At 65.4% G+C, this 19,749-nt stretch carries 16 protein-coding genes; 5 read left to right on the plus strand and 11 right to left on the minus strand.

Features of this window, described 5'->3' with window-relative positions:
* Nucleotides 1-155 precede the first annotated feature (155 nt).
* From M3461_06595 to M3461_06610, 4 genes are read left to right on the plus strand one after another with little or no spacing between them, the layout of a single operon-like run.
* Nucleotides 156-860 carry a hypothetical protein gene (locus tag M3461_06595; GenBank protein MDQ3774044.1) on the plus strand — a complete coding sequence of 235 codons (705 nt, stop codon included), beginning with the start codon at nucleotides 156-158 and terminating at the stop codon, nucleotides 858-860.
* A gap of 12 nt (nucleotides 861-872) precedes the next feature.
* Nucleotides 873-2,813 carry a S9 family peptidase gene (locus tag M3461_06600; GenBank protein ID MDQ3774045.1) on the plus strand — a complete coding sequence of 647 codons (1,941 nt, stop codon included), beginning with the start codon at nucleotides 873-875 and terminating at the stop codon, nucleotides 2,811-2,813.
* A 52-nt stretch (nucleotides 2,814-2,865) separates the two neighbouring features.
* Complete coding sequence (locus M3461_06605; GenBank protein ID MDQ3774046.1) at nucleotides 2,866-3,033, plus strand: hypothetical protein; 168 nt, start codon at nucleotides 2,866-2,868, stop codon at nucleotides 3,031-3,033.
* The gene (locus tag M3461_06610; GenBank protein ID MDQ3774047.1) at nucleotides 3,030-3,317 is read left to right on the plus strand and encodes a hypothetical protein; all 288 of its coding nucleotides are present in this window, start codon (nucleotides 3,030-3,032) and stop codon (nucleotides 3,315-3,317) included. The genes M3461_06605 and M3461_06610 overlap by 4 nt, the downstream gene beginning before the upstream one ends.
* Nucleotides 3,318-3,588: 271 nt before the next feature.
* On the opposite strand, the gene M3461_06615 is transcribed toward M3461_06610, so the two are convergent.
* Complete coding sequence (locus M3461_06615; GenBank protein ID MDQ3774048.1) at nucleotides 3,589-4,380, minus strand: MOSC N-terminal beta barrel domain-containing protein; 792 nt, start codon at nucleotides 4,378-4,380, stop codon at nucleotides 3,589-3,591.
* Between the two features lie 277 nt (nucleotides 4,381-4,657).
* On the opposite strand from M3461_06615, the gene M3461_06620 reads away from it, so the two are divergent.
* Entirely contained in the window at nucleotides 4,658-5,398 is a 741-nt protein-coding gene (locus tag M3461_06620; protein ID MDQ3774049.1) for a Mut7-C ubiquitin/RNAse domain-containing protein, read from the plus strand.
* A gap of 200 nt (nucleotides 5,399-5,598) precedes the next feature.
* On the opposite strand, the gene M3461_06625 is transcribed toward M3461_06620, so the two are convergent.
* The 10 genes from M3461_06625 to M3461_06670 form a co-directional block, all read right to left on the minus strand.
* Nucleotides 5,599-8,358 (minus strand): DUF499 domain-containing protein, encoded by a 2,760-nt coding sequence (locus M3461_06625; GenBank protein ID MDQ3774050.1) that lies wholly within the window; start codon nucleotides 8,356-8,358, stop codon nucleotides 5,599-5,601.
* Nucleotides 8,355-8,756: a HEPN domain-containing protein gene (locus M3461_06630; protein MDQ3774051.1), complete on the minus strand. Its 402-nt coding sequence runs from the start codon at nucleotides 8,754-8,756 to the stop codon at nucleotides 8,355-8,357. Before M3461_06630 ends, M3461_06625 begins: the two co-directional genes overlap by 4 nt.
* Before the next feature lie 10 nt (nucleotides 8,757-8,766).
* On the minus strand, nucleotides 8,767-9,093 hold the full coding sequence (locus M3461_06635) for a nucleotidyltransferase domain-containing protein (GenBank protein MDQ3774052.1): 327 nt from the start codon (nucleotides 9,091-9,093) through the stop codon (nucleotides 8,767-8,769).
* A gap of 28 nt (nucleotides 9,094-9,121) precedes the next feature.
* A complete protein-coding gene (locus tag M3461_06640) occupies nucleotides 9,122-10,096 on the minus strand; it encodes a hypothetical protein (GenBank protein MDQ3774053.1) in 975 nt (324 codons plus the stop codon).
* A gap of 134 nt (nucleotides 10,097-10,230) precedes the next feature.
* Nucleotides 10,231-12,123, minus strand: coding sequence for a DUF1156 domain-containing protein (locus tag M3461_06645; GenBank protein MDQ3774054.1), 1,893 nt, complete (start codon nucleotides 12,121-12,123; stop codon nucleotides 10,231-10,233).
* Nucleotides 12,120-12,863 (minus strand): hypothetical protein, encoded by a 744-nt coding sequence (locus tag M3461_06650; GenBank protein ID MDQ3774055.1) that lies wholly within the window; start codon nucleotides 12,861-12,863, stop codon nucleotides 12,120-12,122. Before M3461_06650 ends, M3461_06645 begins: the two co-directional genes overlap by 4 nt.
* Complete coding sequence (locus M3461_06655) at nucleotides 12,860-13,300, minus strand: hypothetical protein (protein MDQ3774056.1); 441 nt, start codon at nucleotides 13,298-13,300, stop codon at nucleotides 12,860-12,862. Before M3461_06655 ends, M3461_06650 begins: the two co-directional genes overlap by 4 nt.
* On the minus strand, nucleotides 13,293-16,697 hold the full coding sequence (locus tag M3461_06660) for an SNF2-related protein (protein MDQ3774057.1): 3,405 nt from the start codon (nucleotides 16,695-16,697) through the stop codon (nucleotides 13,293-13,295). Before M3461_06660 ends, M3461_06655 begins: the two co-directional genes overlap by 8 nt.
* Nucleotides 16,698-16,899: 202 nt before the next feature.
* On the minus strand, nucleotides 16,900-17,724 hold the full coding sequence (gene kdsA / locus M3461_06665; GenBank protein ID MDQ3774058.1) for a 3-deoxy-8-phosphooctulonate synthase: 825 nt from the start codon (nucleotides 17,722-17,724) through the stop codon (nucleotides 16,900-16,902).
* The gene (locus M3461_06670) at nucleotides 17,711-19,366 is read right to left on the minus strand and encodes a CTP synthase (protein ID MDQ3774059.1); all 1,656 of its coding nucleotides are present in this window, start codon (nucleotides 19,364-19,366) and stop codon (nucleotides 17,711-17,713) included. The genes kdsA and M3461_06670 overlap by 14 nt, the downstream gene beginning before the upstream one ends.
* Nucleotides 19,367-19,749: the final 383 nt, after the last annotated feature.

Here is a 19,749-nt window from a genome sequence, read left to right on the forward strand (position 1 = left end):
AAACCTACTGCGCTCGGGATCTCGCGTTCCGGCGGTGCTCGGAATCCTCATGTATTTCAGCATACACTCCGGTTCCTGCGCTCCGGCGGAACGCGACCTCCCTTCGCTCGCGACGGTTTTTTCACAAACTCTGACCCCGGTCGCCCCTGCGACGCATGAGCACCCCGTTTCAAGAGGTCCTGGGCGCCGATCCGGAGACCCTCGCCGGCATGCTCACGAGCCCCGAGGGCGAGGACGCCGCCGTCGAGGGGATCGCCCGGCGTCTGCGCCTACACAAGGCCGAGCTGGTCTCGGCCGTCGGTTTCAACCCGGCGGCGCGCACGCTCGGGGAGCGCTTGGCAATGCTCGGGTATCCGGGTTTCGAGGCGCTCTTGAGCCACCGCGACCTCTTGTTCGCGACCGATGCCTACCGCCGGCTGTCGCTTCGGGACGTGGTCGCGATCTACGCGGCGCTCCTGCCCGATCCAGAGGCCCTGGCGGGCCTGCAGGACCTCATCTTCGATCGGCTCGCGCACATCGAGGGCGACATCGACACCAAGATCGACGCCCTGGTCATCGAATCCTATAAACGCGAGCTCGCGACCCTGTATCTCAAGGGCATCGTACGGCGCGACTTCGCCGCCAAGCGGCTCAAGTCCGGCAACCGCGGCTTTCGGGCGCTCGGAAACGAGATCAAGCTCATCCTCGATGCGGGCCTCTACTCCCCCGCCGAGATCCTAGCCGACGAAGCACTGAATAGCGACGAAAAACGCCGCGTCATCGAACGCGGCTGCGTCCCCGAGACCGCCGTCCGCGAGCACCTCGCGCGCCCCGACGTTCCGGAGCCGGAGCGGGAGATGCTGGCGGGGTTAATAGAATAGCGTCCAAGTCGCATGCCCGCTGCGCCACAAACGGTACGCTTCGGCGCCTGGCGTTCACCGATCACGAGCAGGTTGATCGTCTCGAAGACGGTCAAGCTCGGAGAGCCTTGGCTCGCCGGTAACGAGGTGTACTGGCTGGAGATGCGGCCGGAGGAGCAAGGGCGGTCTGTCGTCGTGCGGTGCTCTGCCGACGGCACAGCGGCGGACCTGATCCCGGCCCCCTTCAACGCCCGCACACGCGTGCACGAGTACGGAGGCGCTTCCTATATCGTTGATAAGGAACGTGTTCTATTCTCAAACTTCGCCGATCAGCGGATCTACGCGGTTTCCTGCACGGGATCGGCGGAGCCCTTGCCGATCACCGCCGAGGGGCCTTATCGCTATGCCGATGCGGTGATCGACGCGGGGCGCGGGCGGCTCGTGTGTGTCCGGGAGGACCATAGCGATGCTGGCAGTGAGCCGGTCAACACGCTGGTCGGCGTAGATCTCGAGGGGCCGGCGGGCCATGGCGCTGTGCTGGTCTCGGGGCCCGATTTCTACGCGGCGCCGAGGCTGAGCCCGGATGGGCGGCGGCTCGCCTGGCTGTCCTGGAACCACCCCGATATGCCCTGGGACAGCACCGAGCTGTGGGTCGCGGATCTCGACCCCAGCGGCGTCCCGCGCCGGCCTGAACGCATCGCCGGGGGGCGGGAGGAGTCCGTGCTCCAGCCCGTTTGGGCGGCCGACGACCTGTACTTCCTCTCGGATCGCAGCGGATGGTGGAACCTGTATCGATGGCGCGGCGGGGCGATCGAAGAGGTGGTCCAGCGGGCGGCGGAGATGGGAGAGCCGCCCTGGCTCTTCGGCTTCTCGAACTATGCCTTTTCGACAGACGGGGAGATCGTGCTCTCCTATCGCGAGGACGGCCGGAGCCGCCTGGCCCTTTTGCGCACCGACACCGGCGGATTCGAACCCATCGAGACACCGTACACCGAGGTATCCTACCTACGGGCGCAGGGGGGGCGGGTGTGTTTCCTCGGCAGCGCACCGAGCGAGTTTCCCTCCGTCGTGACGCTTGATCTCGGGACCCGCAAGCTACACGTCTTGCGTCGCAGCAGCGAGGTCAGCCTGGACTCCGGATACGTGTCGGTCGCCGAGCCCATCGAGTTCCCGACCGCCAACGGGGTCACCGCCTTTGGCTTTTTCTATACGCCCAAGAACCGAGACTATGTCGGGCCGGACGGTGAGCGCCCGCCGCTCATCGTCATGAGCCATGGGGGTCCCACGTCCGCCGCCGATGGCAGCCTCAGCCTCGGGGTCCAGTACTGGAGCAGCCGCGGTTTCGCCGTCCTCGATGTCAACTACGGCGGCAGCAGCGGCCTCGGCCGTGCCTACCGACAGCGGCTGGACGGCCAGTGGGGCGTCGTGGATGTCGACGACTGCGTGAACGGCGCCCGGTATCTGGCCGAGCGTGGCTGTGTGGACGGCGCGCGCCTCGCGATCCGGGGTGGGAGCGCGGGCGGCTTCACGACGCTCGCGGCGCTTACCTTCCGGGATGTCTTCAAGGCCGGCGCCAGCCACTTCGGCGTCAGCGATCTCGAGGCGTTGGCGCAACATACGCACAAGTTCGAGTCGCGCTATCTCGAACGGCTCATCGGGCCGTATCCCGAGCAAGCCGATCTGTACCGCGCGCGCTCCCCGATCCACGCCGTCGAACGCCTTGCCTGTCCCGTGATCTTCTTCCAGGGCCTGGAAGACCGGGTGGTGCCGCCCGACCAGGCGGAAAAGATGGTGAAGGTGCTGAGGAACAAGAAACTGCCGGTCGCCTATCTCGCCTTTCCCGGCGAGCAGCACGGTTTCCGACAGGCGGATACCATCAAGCGCGTGCTCGATGCCGAGCTCTACTTCTATTCGCGCGTATTCGGCTTCGAGCCCGCCGATCCGCTGGAACCGGTGCCCATCGAAAACCTTTAGTCACCCGGCCGCCGGGCGTAGCGCGTGATCGGCCGGCCGAAACGATCGGTCATTGGAGATCACCCTCAAGGCCTTGTCCTTCTTCGAGGATGGCGATCTCGGGACCGTGCCCAACGCTGTCCGCGACCGTCTGGCCGCCGCCGTCCGTGCGGTCGATCTGGACAGGCTTACGCTCCTCGCACCCGGCGCCACGCCGCGTGATCCGGGGTGCGGGCGATGAAGGCCCTGCCCCTGACGCCGGAGTTCGCCGCCATGGCGCACCGCGTGATCTGGTTCGAGGAACCCGAACAGGCGCTCGCCGATCCGGTGCGCTTCGTGACCTATGCCATGACCTATGGCTTGCCCGGCGATATGAAGACCCTGCGGGAATACTATTCCGATGACGAACTACGCGAAGCACTCGATCATGCCCCGCCGGGGATCTTCGACAGGCGCTCCTGGGCCTACTGGAACCTCAAGCTCGGACGCACCCCGGTCCCGCCGCCGGAACGCCGGTTTCCCTGAGATCCGGCACCGCCCCGTGATCACGTGGAGCATGCTGACGCGACTCTCGATCGGTTGCGTTCCGAGGGATGGTCTCTAGTGTAGTGTCCCTTGAATAACTTTACAGATTATCCCTTCTTGTTTTTCCCTCGGGTCCCATGTGAGGACTCCCACTTTTCGAGCTGCGTCCGTTCAGCCGTTTCAACTCGGTCGACAGCCTCGTGTTCGGCATGACCGTAAGCATAGCAATTGCCAGAGAATCTGTCAAGTTATTTAAGGGACACTCCACTAGCTAGCGAGCGTCGCCCGGGCCAGCGATCTCGACCGGGTCGCCCACCCGGATCACCTTGCCGGCCTCGGAGGGCGGGATGCGCGTATTCACGGCCAGCCGGTAGAAGTGATTGAAGCGCGAGCGCGCGGCCCAGGCCGGCAGGGTCTCGGCACGCCGGGCCGCGAGGGTCTTCTGGAATCCGCGGTCTTCGGTGCCGGTCAGGGGATCGCGGGTCGGCACCACGCAGCGCTGGCAGGGGTTGATGCCCTCGAAGCACACCACGCCGACCGTGAAGCGCACCGTGGTGCCGGGCTCGCCGTACAGGTGGTCCTCCCAGAACGCCGGGACCTCGCCGATCTCGAGGTTGGCTCGAAAGCGCATCCGCATCTGTTCCTCCGATTTGGGGGGAAACCAGCCAGCCGCCAAGGCAAGCGTGGCGGTACTAATGACCGTGGGGCCAAAGGCTTCTTTGTCGTCGGGGAAGCCGCTCTCGGGGTCGGCCGGAACCTTAACCGGAAATCCGAAGAACGCGCCGAGCCAGGCGGCCAGCGCCTCGCGCTCCGCATCGAGCCCGAAGGTGCGGTCCTCCCTGCCCGCGTGCAGCGTGACCCGCGACGCCGATCCGTCATAGCGCGCGCGCAAGCGGTGCACGTCGGCGAGTCGCTTGCCGTTCACGTAGCGGCCCTGCGCGTCCACGATCGCGTAGCGGCGGTCGTTCTCCAAGGCGCCCTGGGCCGATACCCGGGCCTCGCCGACGCTGATCCCGTCCAGGGACTTGATCGGATACAAGACGATGCGCGTGATGCGGGCCATGCGGGTGTTCCGGGTCGTGATCCATGCTCAATTCTAGCCCCGCGTGGTCGAACCGGCACCCCCCCTCGTGCCGGCCCGGCGCCCAAGGCCGTTCCCCGTGGTCGAGATCCTCTATGGACGGTATCCTATTGCTAGCCCGGCGTGGTCGGACCGGCACCCCCCTCTCGTGCCGGCTCGGCGCCCAAGGCCGTTCCCCGTGGTCGGGATCCTCTATGGACGGTATCCTATTGCTAGGAGCCCGCTTTCACCGGGTGAATCTCTGCATTTCATACCTGCCATGCCGCGGTCGGTGTTCCGGTTTTACGAAGAGCTCAACGACTTCCTCCCCCGCGAGCGCCGTAAGACCGCCTTCTCCTGCGACTGCGCCCGGCATGCGACGGTAAAAAATGCCATCGAGTCCTTGGGCGTCCCCCATACCGAGGTGGAGATGATCCTGGTCAACGGTGAATCCGTCGGCTTCTCCCACCCCGTCCTAGACGGCGATCGGGTCAGCGTGTATCCGAAGTTCGAGGCACTCGACGTTAGCCCACTCTTGCGGATCAGGGAACGCCCACTGCGTGAGACACGCTTCGTCGCCGACGCCCATCTCGGGGCGCTTGCCAAATATCTGCGGCTCCTCGGTTTCGACACCCTCTACCGGAACGACTTCCGGGACCAGGAGATGGCATGCCTGAGCGCGGAGGAACGCCGCATTGTGCTCACGCGCGATCGGGACCTCCTCATGCATCGGATCATCACCCACGGCTGTTACGTCCGCGCAGAACGCCCGCTCGAGCAGCTGCGCGAGCTGATCGAGCGCCTCGACCTGTCGCGCGCGATCCAGCCCTTCAGCCGCTGCCTGCGCTGCAACGGGCCTATCGAGCGCATCGATAAATCGTGTATCTCAGGGCGGCTCGCGCCCGACACGCTGCGTTACTACGACGAGTTCTGGACCTGCCGTGCGTGCGATCGGGTCTACTGGGCCGGCTCGCATTTCCGGCGCTTGGAGAAGATCATCGCCGCGGCCTCGCTCTGGTAGGCGAATCCAACGCGCGGAATGATTCCGAGCAGAACCGGTGTCGAATGCCGGGGGTTCCCGAGTCACCCCCAGCACAACGCGTGGCGCACCTCGATGAAGCGCGGGCCATGACCGCCTTCATCGGCGAGGAGCGATCGCGGTTGCCCCCGTTTGCACTCACTCCGCTAGCTAGCGCTCACTTTGCCTGGCCTCGGGCCTTTCTACTCCACCCGCACGGTCTCGGCAAGTCCCAGTTCTGCGAGGATCTCCCGGATCTCCATAGATAGACTCGCGGCGCTCTCGGACTTAACGGTGACCGAGAGATCCACTCCGACCCTGAGGTTGGAGCCGGATCGGAGCTTCGGAAGGATCCGTGTCCCGAGGCGGTTCCAGGCCTCGGGAGGCACGGTACCTACGAGGCGTAGGGTCGTGGTCTCGAATCCTGGTGTGGGTTTAGTAAACGGCTCCGGAGTTGGCTCGGGCGGTATGTCCGGTTTCGATTCGGCCTCGGAAGTCGCAACGAGCTCGGGCGGCGGTGCGCTCTTCTGCGTCTGCGCGGTTGCCTTACGCAACAAGAATACGCCAGCCTCGAATGCAACTTCGTCTGGCGCCACGGACTCCTCGAACCAGATCCGCTCGTAGCCACCGTCGCGATTCTGACCTGACGCTAGGCCGAAATCCCCTCGTCCGACAAACTCGATGATCTTGCTCCGCAGGACCAGGTCGGGATCGACGAGTCGCGTGAGCGAGCCGTTGAGGAAGCTCTGCCGCAGGCTCGCGAGTGGCCACGACCCGGCCTCCCTGAGCGCCGGAGGCCAGTTGCGCTCGATGTAACCGGCGCCCACGGACTCGTTGAGGAGTGCCTCCGACTTGAGCGCGGCAAGGACCCGTCCGCAGAGCGTCGCGCCGCTCGAGGAGTGCCCCGCGCCCAGATCGATCACCTTGAGCCCGTTCGGCTCCTCGGTGTCGGCAAGGACGGCGAAGCGGTAGTCGCCCCAAACCTCATCTTTCGCGGTCTCCTGCGAGTCCTTGACCTTCGACTGGAGCTCCGCCCGATCGCTCTTGTCAAACTCGCCGCCGAGCGTCCCGTCGGCGATCTCGCGCGCGACCCGCTTCCACGCGAGTGACAGCTCGACCCTCTCGCGCAGATCGCGGCCGGGCTTCTTGAGGCACCAGACGAGCGCGCCCGGGTAGAGCCGCGGTGACTTGCCGCGGTGGCGGGTCCATTCTCCGATCTGCGCGCGCTGCGATCCGCTGCCCGACCACTCCGACTCGGGATCGGCCACGACGAGCGTGAGCCTCGGTGTGTCCGGGATCTCCGCCCCCTCGCCAGGGAAGGGCACGACCGGAATGCTCGCGCCGCGCCGAAACTCGTCCTCGACAAGCCGTCGCAAGGCGGGCTTGACCTCCGTCTCCTCGTCGAGCGACGCGCGCCGATCGCTCACCACCTTCTTCATCGTGGGCTGGTAGCCGATCCGAAAGCCGTCCGAGCCCGCCTTGCGAATGAAGTAGGACCGGTCCTCGATCGCGAACGCGGCGTTGTCGATCGTCGTCGTATCGAGCTCAGGCTCGCCGAGGGCGAAGCGCAGCTCGGGGAGGTGTGCGACCTTGTCGGTCTGCCCACCCGACGACTCGAAGAGGATCGCGGTGCCGACGCGCCGGTGAATGTCCCGCAGCGGTCCCTTGGTGTCGGCGTCGAGCGCCTTGGCGTGCGCCAGCTCGCCGGCGATGTCCGTGTCGATCGCGGCGACGAGGCGCGATTCGCCGAGCTGACCCAGTACCACACTCCGAAAGCCGGGCTCGGAAAGCGGCGCCGAGCCGAGCGTGATGAGCGGCTCGGTGCGCGCCTTGCGGAAGGCGTCCTGGGCGGCGATCGCGATCCACTGGGCCAACATCGCCAGCGTACCGCGCGTCTGCTGATATTGCGGCAGGGCCTGCCACTTGCGCTGGAAGACCGAGAGCGTCGCGGGATGGAACGGGTAGCAGGCCTCGAAGCGGCGCTGCAGGAACTCGCGGGCCTTGGCCTCCGTGGCAGCGCTATCGACCGCCGTCCACTCCGGAGGGAGCTGCGCCCGCCGCTCGAAGCACCAGTCGCCGAAGGCCTTGGCGGCGTTCTTCCGGACCTTCTCGCTCCCCAGGTCCTCAAAGAGCCGTCGCCGGACGACCTCGGCGATCTCGGTCTCGTCGTTTGCGATCAGGTCCTTGGCGACGCGCCGCACGACTTTCGAGATCTTCTCCTGCCAGTCCTTGTCCCAGTCGGTCAACTCGACCTGGCTGCGCGGCAGACTGATCACCGCGGCGCCGTGCGTCGTGCCGGTGGTCGCGACGGTCAGGTTCTGGAGGAAGGCGTGGAACGAGTCGGCGCTCGCGCGGTGACGATTCAGGAAGTTCAGCACCTCGTCGAAGAGAAGCAGCACCGGTGCGCCCGCCGCCTGGAAGACACGGGCGATCGCCTCGGTTCCCGGTGGCGTGGTCCGTGCCGCCGGGCCTAAAGCCTCGACGCCCTCGTCGCCCGCGAGCTGGCGGGCGATATCGATCCACGGCGTCTCGCGCCCCGCCTGCGGGTCCCAGGCATTACCCACGAACACGGCGACCCGTGCCTTCGGAACCGAAAGGACGCCGGCTTCATGCACCAGATCCGACACGCCGTTGTGGCCGGACGCCGCGTCCCCGTTCGTCGCCAGGTGAAAAAGCGTGGTCAGCGTGTGCGTCTTGCCGCCGCCGAACTGGGTGATGAGCGTGAGGACCGGAGCGGTGTTCTCGGTGCGACCCGAAAGCCGGCGCAGAACCATGCCGGCGTGCTCGCGCAGCGCCCGCGTGAAGCAGGTGCGGGCAAAGAACTGGTCGGGCTTGCGGTAGTCCTCAGGCGCCGTCCCGGCCACCACCTGTTCCAGCGCGATGGCGAACTCGTTCGGGTTGAACGAGCGGCCCTCTCGGACCTCTTTGCGCGGTGTCGCGACCTTGTACCACGGCTCCATCATCGGCTCCTGCGCCTGAGCGCCTCCTTCGGGAGTTGTCGACGCACAGCGCCGCGGATACGACGCGCCAGCGCGACGGCCTGGCGGGCTTCGCCCAGCGAGACCGGTTCGTAGGCGCCCGGGTATCGGGTGACCGTTGCATAGGCGGTCAGTCGTCGCTCATGCTCCGCCGAGAGGCCGACAGAAATGCCCGGGGTTATCCGCGCGACCAGTTCCGCTAGGTCGTGAGTCTTTGGAAAGTCGATGCCCTTGGCGGTCAGAAGGGCCTTCAAATACTTCTCCGCGCACTGCTGGGCGTGAAAGCCTACCGTGTCGGCGGGGCATTCTTCGCCCGCCCGCAGCGTGAGGATCGCATTCTTCAGGTCGTTTTCCGCCTTCTCGATCCACCCGCGGACGACCATGAGCACCTGCTCATTTGCGGGCATACAAGACCTTGCCTTCCCGGGCCGCGGGCCGCTCGATCGTACCCGCAATCTGCTTGCGCCACTCGAAGTCCTCGGGTGTGGTTACGATGATGTCCTTGGGCAGGCGTATGTCATCCAACGCGGCGCCGATCTCGACCGCCTTCTCTCGCCTGGACCCTGCGACCGGCATGACGATGAGGAGGTCCACGTCGCTGTCGGGACCCGCGTCCCCACGTCCGTGCGAACCGAAGAGGATGATTCTCTCCGGAGCGAATTGCCTCGCGATGCGCCGGGCCATGCGCCTGATGAGCTTTTCGACCAGCCGCTTCCGCATCTCCCTTACCTCCGGGCCTTGCCTGATTTTACCCCAGCGTCGCCAGTAGCATCGCGTCGAGCAGGCGCTTCTCCTCGCTGCCCTTGGGGTAAAGGGCCGAGAGGGCGTTCGAGAGGTGCAGGAACTCGGGCCCGCGCTCCTGCTCGGCCTTGAGGAGGGCGCGCAGCGCGTTGGTACGGCCGCCGGCCTGGAGCAGCATCGCCGCGTGGGCACGATCGAGGGTAGTCGCCTCGCGCGCGGCGGCTAGGCTTGTGTCCAATACGTTGACACCCACGCGCGTCCCGCGGCCCCGGCCACGCCCGCGGATCGCCGTGGGTGCGCCTGGCTGGGTCTCGGGAAAGAGCCCCAACTGAACCGGGCCTTGAGACGTTGCCTGCTGCTCGATTCGCGCGGCCACGGCTTGCGCACCGTCCTCCCCGAAGAGCTGCTTCGCGCGCTCGGCGATCGGCAGCAGGCGAACGACGCCCTTCTTCGTCTCGATGATCCGGCGTTCCCACTTGGGAAGCTCGATGCCGAGCGGCTGCGCGAAGCGGCGCACGACGTCGAACACGAGCGTGTAACCCTTAGCCACGCGCGGAGACGAACCCTCTTCATTCTCCTCCTCCTCGTCGTCGCTCGCCTCTGCGGCTTCGCCCTCATCGCCCGCGCCCTCCGCCGCCTCGCCGTTCGTATTTTGGAGCGTCCATAGGAAGAGGGCGGTGAGCCGCGCGTCCTCCTCGACGGCGCCGGCCGCGCCGTTCCGGGCCTTGGCCTCCGCGGTGCCGAGCACCTGTGCGAGGGCGCTCCGGCCCACGACCTCCCAGACCTTCGCCAGGTACTCCGCGAGCGCGACCTCGCACCCCTCGGCGGTCTCGACCTTCGCGTAGCGGCTGAAAATCTCGAGCGCCGGCCCGATGCAGGCGAAGACGAGATCGGCGCCGCGGGCGCCTTCACCCTGCAGGCGCTCCATCCAGTCGCCGACACGAGGCGGCAGCTCGCGCAGGACGTTGGCCCAGTCGCCCACCGGTGCGTCTTCGGGCCGCGGGCGGCAAACGAGGTGAACGCTCCCCATAAGCGAAGCGGCGTCTCTTGCGGCAGTCCGGGCCTTCATTTCGGTCTGTATGGGCCACGAAGACCTGATCGAGAGGCCCGCCCGGATCATGCCGCTAAGCAGCGCTTCCCAACCGTCGGTGCTTTTGTGTGCGAACACACGCATCCAATCCCGCCCGGTTCGAGTAGTCTCCTGCCCTCTCGAAACGCGACGGAGACACAGTGCTCGAAGAAGGCTGAATCTTTCTGTCGGCCATCTGACGCGTATGACTGATTCCAGACGCACTCCTGCACCTTTGGAGTCAAGACGTTTGCCTCATCGAACGGATCACGAAATGATCGATCGTTGGGGTTTGCTCTACGCAACCAACAGAAAAAGAAATCTGCTAGATCGGCATATGGCACGGAATCGTAGCACGGGGGATCGGTAAACCATGCTTGGGCACTTTGGTCCGGCAACAGAACGGCACACGCGTCTTCTAAATGTACTTGTGCGGAACGGGGAAGGGTGGCCCTCGCCTGTTCGAGCGCCTTTGCGACCCAATCAACGGCGTTATCGAGGCCTCCTGACCACTCCGAGAACGGATTCGCCTCGCAAAAATCCCACACCATCTGCAAGGCCTGCTTGGAGAAAGAGCCTGTTACGGTATCCCTCGTAGAATCCAATCGACAGCAACAACTCCAGCGGTCCACGCATCGTCCTAATACAATGAGCAAACAGCGCCCGACTGCACCAGCGATACCTGCTTGACTGGGGTCGTAGTTCCGTACGAATCTCACAACTTCTGCTAGAGCCAACCTCTGCCTCGGGAGATGGCAATCAGAAAAAGTCGTCATCCCGTAGCGGGTGACAGCCGACAAGCCGCGAGCATTCGGCGATGGACGGACGGGATTGATCGTCTCATTGGGGTACACTGGCGTCCCATCATCAAATGTGACGCCGCGGAGATGACTGTCGATCTGGGCGACTTTCTGGAGCGCGTTAAGATCGCGATCGACGGGTGAACGAAAGACCCTGCCGTTGTCCGTAGCCACCATCACTGCTACAAGCCGCGCTGACTCTGTCCCGCCATGCTGAGACTTCAACTGCGCCTCGACGCTCCCGCGAGACAAGGTGGCGGAGCAGCCTGGGCACACTGCTCTTCCGCCGACGACGGTGCCAGACCCAACCGCGTCGCCTTTGCTTGGCGAATGCACGGCTAGTTGAATGTCTGGTCTTCCATCTTCTTTCACTCGAACGTCGATTCGCAACGCCCACTGACTCTTTTTTGAGCGAGACAACCACGTGCTTCGCAATAGCGGAATAGCCGCACCGCAGTTGGGGGCCTCGCAGTTCACCGTGCGTGCCCACAGGTAGGCTGTCGGCTCTTCAAGCGCCGACGATGAGGGATACATGGGAGCCAACTCTCTGCGAAGGTGCGCAGCCAGGTCGAGTACTGCATCGTGTAGCGCATCAGTAAGCGCCGAGCCGAATCGCGGAACATCCGCGAGAAGGACCCTGCAGAGCAGGACAGAGATCGGGTTGAGGTCATTAGCGAACGCCTCGCATCCGAGCCGCAGCGCCTCTAGCGGGATCGAGCCGCCGCCCGCGAATGGGTCCACGACCAGCGGCGGCTCCTTCCCGTGTGCCGCCTTCACCAGCGCGCGGCTGACCTCGAGGTAACTGCGGTGCGCCGCCAGGTCCCAGTTTGCGAAATCGCCGATGAATTTGAGCAGCTTCTTGCGGAGGTTCTCGTCCGTGGGCCCGACCTGGCCTTGCACCTGCGGCAGCAGCGCCCGAGCCCTCTGCTTGAATTCCTCCGGGCAAAGAGGATCGCACGGGTCCGGCCACAGCAGGCCGAGCAGCACCGCCCGGCTCGACGCCAGCGGCCGACGCGCCCACCAGAGGTGCAGCGTGGAGGGATGCCCGTGCCGGATCGACTTCTCCCGTGCCGCGTGCCGCGACACCTCGGCGATCGGGAAATCCACTTCCGCCAGGCGCTTGCATTCCTTCGGGATCATGTGCCGTGCGATTCGTCTGCTTCCTCTGCCGCCGCACTATTTGAACCTGTACCTCCAGAAGCGAGGTCCCCGAGAAGCAGGTTGATTTCACTGTCGCGTAGCTGGTCAGCCGCGTCCTGAAGAGCCGCGATCTTGGCTTCTTCCAATTGTCTGAGCGCATCTTTGGCCACATGCCAGATAGCGATAGGCGGTCCCAATCCATACGCACCAACCTCAATGGCCTCTTCGATTACCTTGAAGGCCAACAGGCTAGCCTGGTCGCTATTGAGTTCTCGCCCATGGTATTTTTGCAAAAGCGCATAGGCGAAGTTAGCGCCATTACCCGTCGCAAAAGGACGGTCAATCCATTCCGGGGTCCCGTAAGACGTGATGTGGAGTATCCTAGGCTCATGGCCGTACTCGACAAAGACAAAATCCCCAGGGTGGAGATTAAGCAGCGCTTGCGGATTCCCTTGAAAGAATTGTGTCCGGAAGTCCAGTTGCAGAAGGATCATGACGCATTGCTTGATCGCTTCTGCCAGCCGGTCACGGAGCTGGTCCAAGGGCTGATCAACAGGGAGTGTTCTAACGAGTTCGAGAACCCGTTGAATCAATGCCAGTTCGCCAGAAGCACTCCAAGCACAGTGATCGTTCAATTTATGAAGCTTCTGACCCGATGCCCGTACTTCTCCACTGGTTAACTGCCCATCGGAGGCGAATACAATCCCATCCTTACTTGGAATGGCAAGAACCAGCGTCATTGGTTAGCCTCCCAAGAAAGCACCGTCCTTGAAGCGAAATCAGGCGCCTCAGAGTAGACCTTCCGGAGCAAAGCGTGGAAGCCGAGCGAACCGACTTCTCTCGCGATTGATCGGACGAACTCTACGGTCTGTTCATCAGCTTTCTTTTGGACAGCGGATGCCTCATTTTCGCCCACTGGCGTGAGGTAATACAAAGCCCACTGGGCAACGCTGTGAGGTACCTGGGACACAAGATGCATCTGCTGAAGGTGTTCCAGCTCTCCGTATAGGTCGAAGCTGCAAGGTCCGTACATGTACGGAGTGAATTCATAGAAGCCTTCCAACTTTCTTCCCGAGCGGTGCCACATCAAGAACAGCGCCTTCATCAAACGGATGCGATCAAGCGGCCTCTGGCGAAGCAGTAGCAAGAGCCAGTCTCGTTTGGACAATTCACTCATTTGGATTCTTCTTGCGCCCCCCGTACGGTGACGGGTCTTCGCGCACCTGCATCGGCCTCGTCATCGCGTCCACGCTCAGGTAGTAATGGGCGACCTGTCTCACTTCGTGCCAGTCAAGCCTTGCCGGATCGCGGATCGGTTCCTGGAGTTTCGGGGTCGTGTCGCAATCGGTAACGACGTAGAGCCAGTAGCAGTCGCGCCGGTCCTCGGCGACGCGGCGCTCGTTGGGCGTGAGCAGGATCGTGCCGCTCGCCGCGCCGAGCCCCTTCACCTCGATGAGCCGCAGCTCGCCGGAGGCGAGATCTAGGCTCGTGATGTCGTAGCCCAGGTTTTTCTCCGAGACGTCGTAGACCTGGCGGCCCTGGGCCCGCTCGTGCTCCATGACGACTCGCATGGCGACCGCCTCGGTCTCGAGGTTGGGCTTGAGTCGCCGGACCTCGGGCGCTTCGCGCTCGGGGTGCGGCAAGACCAGGACGCTCGCGAGCCGCTCCACCGCCTGGAGCGTGAGCGCCCGCTGGCGCTCGAAGTCGATCCGGCGGCGCTCGCGGCGGGCGAGCAGGTCGGAATGGCGCGTCTCGGCCTGCGCGAGCCGACCCTCGGCGCCGGCGATTTTCTGCTCCACCTCGGCCGCCGCGCGCCCGATCTCCTCGTCGGCGCGCTGGAGGAGCTCGGTGAGGGAGAGCTCCACGTGGGCGGCGACCCGCTCGACCTCGGCCAGACGGTCGTTGCGCGTCTCGTCAAGGAAGGGTGCGAGTGCGTGCTCGTGCAGCCAGGCGGTCGGCTCGGGGAGGGTCGCGACCACGGGCAGCTCGGCCGGCCGGTCTGCGGGCGCGAAGTCGCCGAGCAGGCCGGGCTCCCGGAGCCGTGGCTCGCCCCCCTCGCCGATCTCTACCGCGAAGAGCTGCTCGTGGATCACCTGGCCGAGCCCATCCACGAGGCGCGCTCGATAGAAGTCGATGCGCGCCGGCTGCTCGTGCTGGAGCGAGTGGAAGCTCGCGCCCTTGCCAAGGACCTCGAGCGCCCGCGCATGCGTGTGTCGCCGGATCGCTTCGAACAGGGGATGGCCCGGCGTGATCCACTCGAGTTTCTCCGTCTCCGCTGCCTCGCGATCGGTCGAACAGCGCGGATAGCGATCGGCGAGGGCCGGGAGCTTCCACTCCGGGTCCTTTTCGTAGCGGCGGAGGACCGGTGGGGTCCGCGCCGGCTCGAAGGTGTGCGGGAGGCTCGGGATGGTCTTGAGGGACAGCGGCACGAACTCGGCCGCCTCGCAGAGAAAGCGCGCAATGGTCTCCGGCACGACGCGCCGCTCTTGAGCCTGCGCACGCCGCTCGATCAGCATCTCTAGGTTCAGCTTCTTGCTTGCCAGCCCCTCCAGCGCGTTCTGGCAGATGGCGCGAAACTGCCGCTCGTCCACGTCGCGGAGCAGGCGCTCCTCGAGATCGGCGTCGCCAAGCCGTCCGGCGTAGTAGTCGCGCAGCACGCGCTCCACGTGGGCCGCGGGCAGGACCTCGCCAACTACGTTGAAGACGGCGTCGTCGTCCAGCGCGTCGCGGATCTCCTGGAGCTTTTCGAGCAGCCGCTGCAGGACGCGGCCTTCAATGGTGTTGGTCGCAACAAAGTTGAAGATGAGACAGTCCTTCCGCTGGCCGTAGCGGTGGATGCGGCCCATGCGCTGCTCGAGGCGGTTCGGGTTCCAGGGGATGTCGTAGGTTCCAGGGGATGTCGTAGTTGAAGAGGATGTTGCGACTTGGAGGTTGATGCCCTCGCCCGCCGCCTCGGTGGCCACCAGGACCTGGATCTCGCCTTCCCGGAACTGCTGCTCCGCGTGCAGGCGGGTCCCCGGCTCGTCGCGCGATCCCGACTTCATGCCGCCGTGGATGCAGCCGACGCGGAAGCCCCAGGCCTTCAGCCGGGCTACCAGATAGTCCAGCGTGTCCCTGAACTCGGTGAAGAGGAGCAAGCGCTGGTCCGGGTGGTCGAAGAAGCCTTCCTTGTGGAGAAGGCCCTTGAGCTTCGAGAGCTTGGCCTCAGTGCCGGCGTCCTCGACGGCCTGGGCCTGAAGCGCGAGACGCCGCAGCTCCTCTACCTCCTCCCGCACCTGCTCGGCGCTTCCCGCCAGCGTGATCGCTTCGAGCAGCGCCTCGAGGCGCTCGCGCTCGCTCTCCTCCATCTCCTCGATCTCTTCCGGATCGGGGAGATCGGGCGGTGCGAGACGGACCAGCTCTTGAGCGCGTTTGAGCCCCTCTGTCAGGCGCCGGGCCCGGTTTTCGAGCGAATGCCGCATCGCGTAGGTGCTGGAGGCCAGCCGGCGCTGGTAGAGGGACATGAGGAACCCGATCGCGCGGGCGCGCGGATCCTCGCCCTCGGCGGCGGCCCGGGCGCTCTCGCGCTTCACGAAGCGCGTCACATCGCGGTAGAGGTCGAGCTCAGCCCCGTCGATCTGGAAGTCGACCGTGTGTGGGATGCGCTTGGTGAAGATCGGCTCGGCGGCCCAGGTGCCGTCCGGCCGGCGCTCGGGAAAGTAGACCATCGCCTCCTTGGTACGACGCAGGTAGAAGGGCGCCCGCCGGCGGTCCATCGCCTCGCGGATCGAGCGGACATCGGCGTAGGCGTCGGTGTCGAGGAGCTGCAGGAAGAGGCTGAAGTTCTGCGGATCGCCCTTGTGCGGGGTCGCCGTGAGCAGGAGCATGTGGTCCGAGCTGTCGCGCAGCAGCTCCCCCAGCCGGTAGCGCAGGCTCTTGTGCGACTCATCCGCGGCCGACATGCGGTGCGCCTCGTCCACGATGACCAGGTCCCAGTGGACCTGCCGGAGGCCGGGCAGGATCTCCTGGCGCTTGGCCAGGTCGAGCGAGGTGATGATCCGATTCCGGTCCAGCCACTGGTTCACGCCGAACTGGTCGCGGATGTCCTGACCCTTGAGTACGACGAACTTCGTGTCAAACTTCTCCTTCAGCTCGCGCTGCCATTGAAACGCGAGATTCGCCGGGCAGACGATCAGGATGCGCTCGGCGAGGCCGCGCAGCTCGAGCTCGCGGATGAGCAGCCCCGCCATGATGGTCTTGCCGGCCCCGGCGTCGTCGGCCAAGAGGAAGCGCACGCGCGCCAGCTTGAGGAGATAGTCGTAAACCGCCTCGAGCTGGTGTGGGAGCGGATCGACGCGCGAGATCGAGAGCCCGAAATACGGATCGAACTCGTAGGCGATGCCAAGCGCGTACGCTTGGAGGCCGAGGCGGAGAAGACGCCCATCACCGTCGAAGGAGTACCGCGCGTCGATGATCGTGAGGCGCCCGATGTCCTCGGCGGTCAGCGTGACCTTGCGGAATCGTTCCGACTGCGTGCCGACGAGTCCCACGACCCAGCTTTCCGGGCCATTGGCCTGCACCGTTTCGACCCGCATCGGCTCATTGAACAGGGAGCCGGTGAGGATTTGGCCCGCGCTGATTCGAACCATGCCGATCACAAGGCGGGGGCCATCAGATGCCACCTCTCGACATCGAGTTGTCCAGTCGTTCCCTCCGCGCAACCCGTAGCGCCGGCTTCCAGCCGGCAAGATGCCGGCACTACGGGTAGCAACCCGCGCAGCGTGCCGCGCAGGCGCCCTAGGCGGGATCGCTACGCGCCTTGACCGCCAGGTCGATCGCCTTCAGCGTTTCTAACAGCCCCTCCATCTCGGGCAGGGGCCAGGCGTTGGGCCCATCGCTCAGGGCCTCGTCGGGGCGCGGGTGGGTCTCCATGAAGATCCCCGCGATCCCGACGGCCATCGCGGCCCGCGCCAGTATCGGGACGAACTCCCGCTGGCCACCGGAGGAGGTGCCCCGCCCGCCCGGCATCTGCACGGAGTGCGTGGCATCGAACACCACGGGGCAGCCCGTCTCGCGCAGGATGGCGAGCGCGCGCATGTCCGAGATCAGGTAATTGTAGCCAAACGAGGTGCCGCGCTCGCAGACGAGCACCTGGTCGTTGCCGGTCGCGCGCGCCTTGTCGACCACGTGGCGCATGTCCCAGGGGGCCAGGAACTGGCCCTTCTTGATATTAACCGGCAGGCCCTGGCGGGCGACGGCCTGAATGAAACCCGTCTGCCGGCACAGGAAGGCCGGTGTCTGGAGGACATCGACCACGGCAGCGACCTCGGCGAGCGGTGAATCCTCGTGGACATCCGTCAAGACCGGCACGCCGATCTGGCGTTTCACGTTTTCCAAGACCTTGAGCCCCTCGTCGATCCCGAGCCCCCGGAAGCTCGCGAGCGAGGTGCGGTTGGCCTTGTCATAGGACGATTTGTAGAGGAACGGGATCCCGAGGCGGCCGGTGATCTCCTTGAGGACGCCGGCGGTCTCGACGGCGAGCCCCTCGCCCTCGACCACGCACGGCCCGGCGATCAGGAAAAAGGGCCGCTCCGGCCCCGCCTCGAAGTCACAGAGCCGCATCGCGACGCCCGGACGCCCTGCTGTCGCGATACGACAGGGCCGCCCGCACATAGCTCGTGAACAGCGGGTGGCCGTCGCGCGGGGTGGAGGTGAACTCCGGGTGATACTGGCAGCCGATGAACCAGGGGTGGCCGCGAAGCTCGACGACCTCGACCAACTGACCATCCAGCGAGCGCCCGGCGATGCGCAGCCCAGCGCGGCACAGGGTGTCCTCGTAGCGGTTGTTGAACTCGTAGCGATGCCGATGGCGCTCGACGACAAGCCCCCGACCATAGATGCGGCCGGGGAGACTGTCCGGTGCCAGCCGGCAGGACTGGCCGCCGAGGCGCATGCTGCCGCCGAGGTCCGAGGACTCGCTGCGCCGCTCGACGGTGCCCTCTCGGGTGGTCCATTCGGTGATGAGGGCGATGACCGGGTGTGGCGTCTCCCGATCGAATTCCGTGCTGTGGGCGCCGGCAAGCCCCGCCACATGCCGCGCCAGCTCGATGACCGCGACTTGCATCCCGAGGCAGATCCCGAGATACGGGACCCCACGCTCGCGGGCATAGCGCACCGCCTCGATCTTGCCCGCGATCCCGCGCCGGCCGAAGCCGCCGGGCACCAGGATGGCATCGGCACCTTCCAGACAACGGCTGCCGCGGCGCTCAATGTCCTCGGAATCGACATAGCGGATATCGACCCGCGCGCGCGCGTGCAGCCCGCCGTTCAAGAGCGCCTGGGTGAGGGACTTATAGGACTCGGTGCGCTCGACATACTTGCCGACCATGGCCACCGTGACCTCGGCCTCTGGGTTCTCCATGGCCTCGACCACCGCCTCCCACTCGTGCAGATCGGCGTCCGGGCCCGTCAGGCCCAGGCGCTCGGCGACGATGGCATCGAGTCCCTGGCGATGGAAGATGAGCGGAATGCGGTAGATGCTGTCCACATCGAGCGCCGCGATCACCGCTCGCTCCTCGACATTGGTGAAGAGTGCGATCTTTTTTCGCTCCGCGGGCGGCAGCGGGCGGTCCACGCGGCACAGGAGGATATCCGGCTGGATACCGATGGAGCGCAGCTCCTTGACCGAGTGCTGGGTGGGCTTGGTCTTGATCTCCCCCGCCGAGGGTATGTAGGGGACCAACGTCAGGTGGATGAAGACGGTCTGTCCGGCCCCGAGCTCGATGCGGAGTTGCCGGATCGCCTCGAGGAACGGCAGGGACTCGATGTCGCCCACCGTCCCGCCGATCTCGACCATGGCGACCTCGGCATCACCCGCGCCTTGATGAATGGATGCCTTTATCTCGTCGGTGATGTGCGGGATGACCTGGACGGTCGCGCCCAGATACTCGCCGCGCCGCTCCTTACGGATGACGTTCTCGTAGATGCGCCCGGTCGTGTAGTTGTTGAGCCGGCCCATGCGCGTGCGCACGAAGCGCTCGTAGTGGCCGAGGTCGAGATCGGTCTCGGCCCCATCCTCGGTCACATAGACCTCGCCGTGCTGAAAGGGGCTCATGGTCCCCGGGTCCACGTTGATATAGGGGTCGAGCTTGACGAGCGTGACCCGAAGCCCGCGCGCCTCCAGCAAGGCCGCGAGCGAGGCCGAGGCGATGCCTTTGCCGAGCGAGGACACGACCCCGCCCGTCACGAATACGAAGCGGGTCATGGGACGACTCCCCCGAGCGGGAACCGAGATCCCGCGACGCCGGTCGGAAGGGGTGTCGGACGGTGGGGAAGCATCGACCGGCGGATGCTACCAGAAGCCGCCGCCATTCTCTATTCGACCCCATCGCCATCGGGAACGAGGGTGTCGCTGGCCAACCTCTTGGCTAGATGGTCGGGAGCTAGTGTAGTGTCCCTTAAATAACTTGACAGATTCTCTGGCAATTGCTATGCTCGCGGTCATGCCGAACACGAGCTGTCGATCGAGTTGCAACCGGCTGAACGGACGCAGCTCGAAAAGTGGGAGTCCTCACACGGGACTCCGCAACAAGTGGCGCTACGTTGCCGGATTATCCTGAGAGCCGTGGCGGGTCAGCAGAATGTGGC

It is taken from the genome of Pseudomonadota bacterium (assembly GCA_030860485.1).
GTDB lineage: Bacteria > Pseudomonadota > Gammaproteobacteria > JACCXJ01 > JACCXJ01 > JACCXJ01.